This is a genomic window from Paracoccus sp. UBA5162 (assembly GCF_002413585.1).
Lineage (GTDB): Bacteria > Pseudomonadota > Alphaproteobacteria > Rhodobacterales > Rhodobacteraceae > Paracoccus.
The window spans coordinates 2,829-8,085 of the sequence record NZ_DHXG01000035.1 but is presented as its reverse complement, the minus strand read 5'-3'; the positions used below and the strand labels follow the sequence as shown (position 1 = coordinate 8,085).

General features: G+C 65.5%; 5 protein-coding genes. 3 read left to right on the top strand and 2 right to left on the bottom strand.

Translation table 11 applies throughout. From position 1 onward, the window contains the following. The first annotated feature begins 255 nt into the window (after positions 1 to 255). The 3 genes from B4A72_RS04870 to B4A72_RS04860 all read left to right on the top strand — a co-directional run bounded on the left by B4A72_RS04870 (position 256) and on the right by B4A72_RS04860 (position 2,367). Positions 256 to 1,185 (top strand): tellurite resistance TerB family protein, encoded by a 930-nt coding sequence (locus tag B4A72_RS04870; RefSeq protein ID WP_292978175.1) that lies wholly within the window; start codon positions 256 to 258, stop codon positions 1,183 to 1,185. Between the two features lie 142 nt (positions 1,186 to 1,327). Beyond that, positions 1,328 to 1,780: a c-type cytochrome gene (locus B4A72_RS04865; protein ID WP_292954217.1), complete on the top strand. Its 453-nt coding sequence runs from the start codon at positions 1,328 to 1,330 to the stop codon at positions 1,778 to 1,780. Continuing rightward, a complete protein-coding gene (locus B4A72_RS04860; protein WP_292978174.1) occupies positions 1,780 to 2,367 on the top strand; it encodes a cytochrome b/b6 domain-containing protein in 588 nt (195 codons plus the stop codon). The genes B4A72_RS04865 and B4A72_RS04860 overlap by 1 nt, the downstream gene beginning before the upstream one ends. A 31-nt stretch (positions 2,368 to 2,398) precedes the next feature. On the opposite strand, the gene parC is transcribed toward B4A72_RS04860, so the two are convergent. After that, positions 2,399 to 4,672 (bottom strand): DNA topoisomerase IV subunit A, encoded by a 2,274-nt coding sequence (gene parC / locus B4A72_RS04855; protein WP_292954223.1) that lies wholly within the window; start codon positions 4,670 to 4,672, stop codon positions 2,399 to 2,401. Positions 4,673 to 4,759: 87 nt separating this feature from the next. Further along, positions 4,760 to 5,116, bottom strand: a complete 357-nt coding sequence (locus tag B4A72_RS04850; RefSeq protein WP_292954226.1) for a hypothetical protein — start codon at positions 5,114 to 5,116, stop codon at positions 4,760 to 4,762. Positions 5,117 to 5,257: the final 141 nt, after the last annotated feature.

Below are 5,257 nucleotides of genomic sequence, written 5' to 3'. Positions count from 1 at the left end.
CCGTTCAAACTTTGCCTTTGCCATCTAGGGCCTCCTGATCGCGGGGCGTGGCATGAGATGGCCCCGAATTGACGTGCGCCGCGATGTATAAGCCGGCCCCGGAAAAATCAAGCCTCCGCAAGCCTGCATTTCCAAGGCAAAAGCCGCCCCGCCCGACGCAAGATTGTCGTGACGCCGGGAACCGGTCGGGCCGGATGCGGGTTCGCGTGCTGACGCGCCGCCCGGCCGGGCGGCCCCAGCCGAAAGGACCACGTCATGAGCCTGATGAAAACACTTGCCCGCGTCGCCGCCGGAGTCATGCTGGCCAAGGGAATCGGCGCGGTGATGCGCAATCAGTCCGGATCCTCGCAGCGTGGTCGCGCGGATGGTCGGGGCGGCGGGCTGCTGGACGACCTGTTCGGCAACAATCTCGATGGACAGGGCCAGGGCAATCTGCGCGACCGGCTGGGCCAGGTCCTGGGCGGCCGTTCGGGCAGTCAGGCGGGGACGGGCCAGGCCTATGGCGGTCGCGGGTCGGGCGGCGCCCGCGGGGGCCTGGGCGGTTTGCTGGACGGACTTGGCGCGGGCGGGTCCGCGTCGGGCAGCGGGCTGGGCGGGTTGCTGGGCCAGCTTTCGGGCGCCGGCAGAACGGGCGACGCCCCTCGCGGTGGCAGCGGCGGCGGTCTGGGCGACCTGCTGGGCGGACTGCTGGGCGGCGCCGCCGGCGGCGCCGCGGCCGGCGGGCTTGCGCGCAAGGATTCGCAGCCGCAAAACGACGCGAGCTTCGGCGAATTGTTCAACGACGCGGTGATCCGCGATGACGAACCCGAGATCGCGCCCACTCCGGAACAGAACGCCGTGGCGGGGCTGATGCTGCGGGCGATGATCCAGGCCGCCAAATCCGATGGCCGCATCGACGATGCCGAAAAGCAACGACTGCTGGGACATCTGGGCGACAGCCTCGACGACGACGAACGGCAGTTCATCCGCGAACAGATGGCCGCGCCGGTCGATGCCAGGGCGCTTGCAGGCGAAGTGCCCAAAGGGCTGGAGGCGCAGGTCTATCTGATGTCCCTGCTGGCCATCGATTTCGACAATGAAGACGAGGCCCGCTATCTGCGTGATCTGGCCCAGGCCATGGGCCTGTCGCGCGAGGCCGTGAACGGCATCCATGCCGAGGCCGGCGCCACACCGCTCTATACCTGACCCGTGCTGCGCGACCGGCGCGGAAAGACGCCTGGCGGGCCATCGCAATCCCGTGATCGATTCGCGATGAGAATTGATCCGGCTCCGGCCCTCTGCCAGTATCGGCGCCACGAAGGCCAGATATTTCAACAGGGAAACAGCCATGAAATTCTTGACCATCGCGGCCATCGCCGTCACAGCCGCCCTGCCCCTTGCCGCCCATGCCGAGCAGGAGGAAGACGTTCTCCAGGGGCGACAGGGCTATATGAAGCTGCTGTCACTGAACATGGCGCCCCTGGCCGCGATGGCAAAGGGCGAGATCGACTATGACGAGGCCGCGGCCTCGAAAGCCGCCGCCAATATCGAGGCACTGACGAAATACGACATTCCGCCGCTTTTCATCGAGGGCACCGCCAATGGCGAGATGGAGGGATCCGACGCGCTGCCGGCGATCTGGGAAAAGCCCGAAGACTTCGCCATGTCCTATGCCGCCCTCGGAGAGGCCGCGAGCGGCGCCTCGGAGGCGGTGAAGGGCGGACAGGCCAATATCGGCCCGGTCCTGCAAAAGCTGGGCGGCGCCTGCAAGGATTGTCACGACAGCTTCCGCAAGAAGTAATGGGCCGGTCCCGCGAGGCGCGCAAGATTCGGGTCTGGGATCCCGCGCTGCGATTCTATCACTGGACACTGGCGCTGCTGGTGGTCGTGAACTGGCTTCTGGGCCAGTTCGGCCCGAACGTGATGACACTGCATTTTTCGCTGGGATACGCGATCCTCGCGTTGCTGGTCTTTCGCATCATCTGGGGCTTTGTGGGTCCGGCGCCGGCGCGCTTTGGCACCTTCCTGCGCGGACCCTCGGCCGTGGCGGGCTATCTGCGCCACGTCCTGGATCGCTCCCCCAGTCATTGGTTCGGGCATAATCCGCTGGGCGCGCTGTCTGTCATCGCCATGCTTCTTGCGCTGATCTGGCAGGTCGGAACGGGATTGATTTCGGACCCCGAGGATTTCGTGAATGTCGGTCCGCTGGCCGGGGACGTGCCGGGATGGCTGTCGCGAAAGGCGGTCGGCTGGCACAGCCTCGGCGGCAGCATCGTGCTGATCCTGCTGTTTCTGCACGTGGCGATGATCCTGTTCTACCGATTGTGGAAGAACGAGGATCTGGTCCGCCCGATGATCACGGGCTGGAAATGGGTCCGGATGCGCTGACCGGCGCCGCAGAGGTCGGCCGGACCGCGATTCAGTCGAACTTGTGATTGCGGGGAAAGCCGCGGGGGGCCATGCGCCCGGCGCCGGCGCGCTTGCCCAGCCAATCGCCGAGATCGCTTTCGGTCCGGGTCTTGCCGCCCGTCATCGACCAGCTCAGCCCTTCGGAAAGCGTGACGAAGGTCGCGTCGGACAGCGTATCGGCGGCCACCAGCCCGCCGCCGTTGCCGAAACGCTGCAGGCGGACGCCCTTGCCGCGCGACATTTCCGGCAGATCGGCCAGCGGAAAGACCAGCATCTTGCGGTTCGTGCCGACCACCGCGACATGATCGCCGCCGACCGGCTTGCACAGCAGCGCGTCGCCGTTCAGCACCTGCTTGCCGGTCTTGGTCTGGGCCAGAATGTCGGCGGCATCGACGATGAAACCGTTCCCGGCTTTCGAAGCGACCAGATATTTCCGCCCCTCGCGCCAGGGGAACATCGCGATCACCTCGGCCTCATTGGGCAGATCCACCATCAGGCGCAGCGGCTCGCCCATGCCGCGCCCGCCGGGCAGCGCGTTGGCGGGCAGCGTGTAGAAACGACCGTTCGAGGCAAAGACCATCAGCTTGTCGGTCGTCTCGGCATGAAGCGCCATCGCCGGTCCGTCGCCGTCGCGGAACTTCAGTTCGGCATCCAGCGGCTGATGGCCCTTCATGGCGCGGATCCAGCCCATTCTGGACAGGATCACGGTCAGCGGCTCGCGCTCGATCATCGCCTCCATGTCGATCGGCGGGGCCTCGACCGCATCGGTGATCAGCGTCCGTCGCTGACCGTCGGGACTGGACTTGCCGAAGAGGTTGCGCACCTCCTTCATCTGATCGGCGATGCGCGCCCATTGCGCGGCCTCATCGCCCAGCATCGTCTGCAATTCCTCGCGTTCGGCCAGCAGGCTGTCGCGTTCGGCGCGAAGCTCGATCTCTTCCAGCTTGCGCAGGGCGCGCAGCCGCATGTTCAGGATCGCCTCGACCTGCACCTCGTTCAGAAAAATTCCGGAAACGCTGTCGCCGCCGCTCCAATCCTCCTGCATCAGCTTGCGTTTCGGATCTTCCTCGTAGCGGATGATCTCGATCACCCGGTCAAGGTTAAGATAGGCGACCAGATAGCCTTCCAGCACCTCCAGCCGCGCCGCGATCCGGTCCAGACGGAAATTCGCGCGCCGGATCAGCACCTCGCGGCGATGATCCAGAAAGGCGCGCAGAACCTCTTTCAGCGAGCAGACCCTGGGCACGCGGCCATCGATCAGGACGTTCATGTTCAGGCTGAAACGAATCTCCAGATCGCTGACGCGGAACAGGGCGGCCATCATCTGTTCGGGATCGACGGCCCGGGTCCTGGGTTCCAGCACGATGCGGATATCCTCGGCGGATTCGTCGCGGACATCGGCAAGAATCGGGATCTTCCTGGTCTGGATCAGTTCGGCCAGACGTTCGATCAGACGGGATTTCTGGACCTGATAGGGGATTTCGGTGACGACCACCTGCCATTGGCCGCGGCCCAGATCCTCCTGCTCCCACTTGGCGCGGACGCGAAAGGCGCCGCGGCCGGTGCGATAGGTTTCGGCGATCGATTCGCGGCTTTCCACGATCACCCCGCCGGTCGGGAAATCCGGGCCCTGCACGATGCCCGCCAGCGTGTCGTCGCGCGCCTCGGGCGTCTTGATCAGGTGCAGGCAGGCATCGATCAGTTCATGCAGGTTGTGCGGCGGGATATTCGTGGCCATGCCGACGGCGATACCGGATGCGCCATTGGCCAGCAGGTTTGGAAAGGCCGCCGGCAGCACGACCGGTTCGGTCAGGGTGCCGTCGTAATTGGCGCGAAAATCGACGCTGTTCTCGGCCAGCCCGTCCATCAGCGCCTCGGAGGCCTGCGCCAGCCGCGCCTCGGTATAGCGCGCGGCGGCCGGGTTGTCGCCGTCGATATTGCCGAAATTGCCCTGTCCGTCCACCAAAGGATAGCGCATGGCGAAATCCTGGGCCAGCCGCGCCATGGCGTCGTAGATCGCCGCATCGCCGTGGGGGTGGTAATTGCCCATCACGTCGCCGGTGATCTTGGCCGATTTTCGGAAGGCACCGTTGGGCGCCAGCCTGAGTTCGCGCATCGCATAGAGAATGCGGCGATGCACCGGCTTCAGTCCGTCGCGCGCATCGGGCAGCGCGCGGTTCATGATCGTGGACAGCGCGTAGGTCAGATAGCGTTCGCCGATCGCCCGGCTGAGCGGTTCGGCCTGAAGGTTCTGGTCGGGATCGTTCGGCACTTCGTCGGACATGACGGATGGATAGGCCGAGCCGCGCTGCCGGTCCAGACGAAAAGCGCAGGAAACGGGCGCGGAAAGCCCGGCCCGCGGCGCCTCATCTCAAGGCTGATCGGGCAGATCGAAGGTCACCGCCTCGCCCCAGCCATGGACGCTGTCATGGGCGCGGATCCGCACCTGTGTCAGGTCTTGCGGCAGGTTTACCCCGCTCAGCGAGCGGGTGAAGGGCTGTTCATCCACATGCGGATGGACCAGTTCCCGCGTTCCCAGAACGGTATCGTCCGCGCCAAGGATCTGCCACGCATCGGCATAATGGTCCCAGCCTTCGTCGGCATGTTCGACCGCGACATCGAACCGCCACGTTCCGTCCTGGCTCATGGCCTCGATTCCGACCACGCGCGGCGAATTCGCCAGCGCCACGCCGGGCATCAGCACAAACAGCAAAAGCAATCGTCGCATCCGGAACATTTCCTTTTCATCTCGACGCCGCAAGCGGAATGAGGACCGTCCCATCGACGCGGCTTCCGCAACCATAGCAGGCCGGTCCGCAAATGCTGAGAGCGACGGCGTTCACGATCCCTTGCGGCCCCGCCCCTTGCG

Excerpts from the sequence above, each read along its gene's own strand:
- B4A72_RS04865 (WP_292954217.1), top strand. The coding sequence starts at position 1,328 with ATGAAATTCTTGACCATCGCGGCCATCGCCGTCACAGCCGCCCTGCCC.
- B4A72_RS04860 (WP_292978174.1), top strand. The coding sequence starts at position 1,780 with ATGGGCCGGTCCCGCGAGGCGCGCAAGATTCGGGTCTGGGATCCCGCG.
- B4A72_RS04870 (WP_292978175.1), top strand. The coding sequence starts at position 256 with ATGAGCCTGATGAAAACACTTGCCCGCGTCGCCGCCGGAGTCATGCTG.
- B4A72_RS04850 (WP_292954226.1), bottom strand. The coding sequence starts at position 5,116 with ATGCGACGATTGCTTTTGCTGTTTGTGCTGATGCCCGGCGTGGCGCTG.
- parC (WP_292954223.1), bottom strand. The coding sequence starts at position 4,672 with ATGTCCGACGAAGTGCCGAACGATCCCGACCAGAACCTTCAGGCCGAA.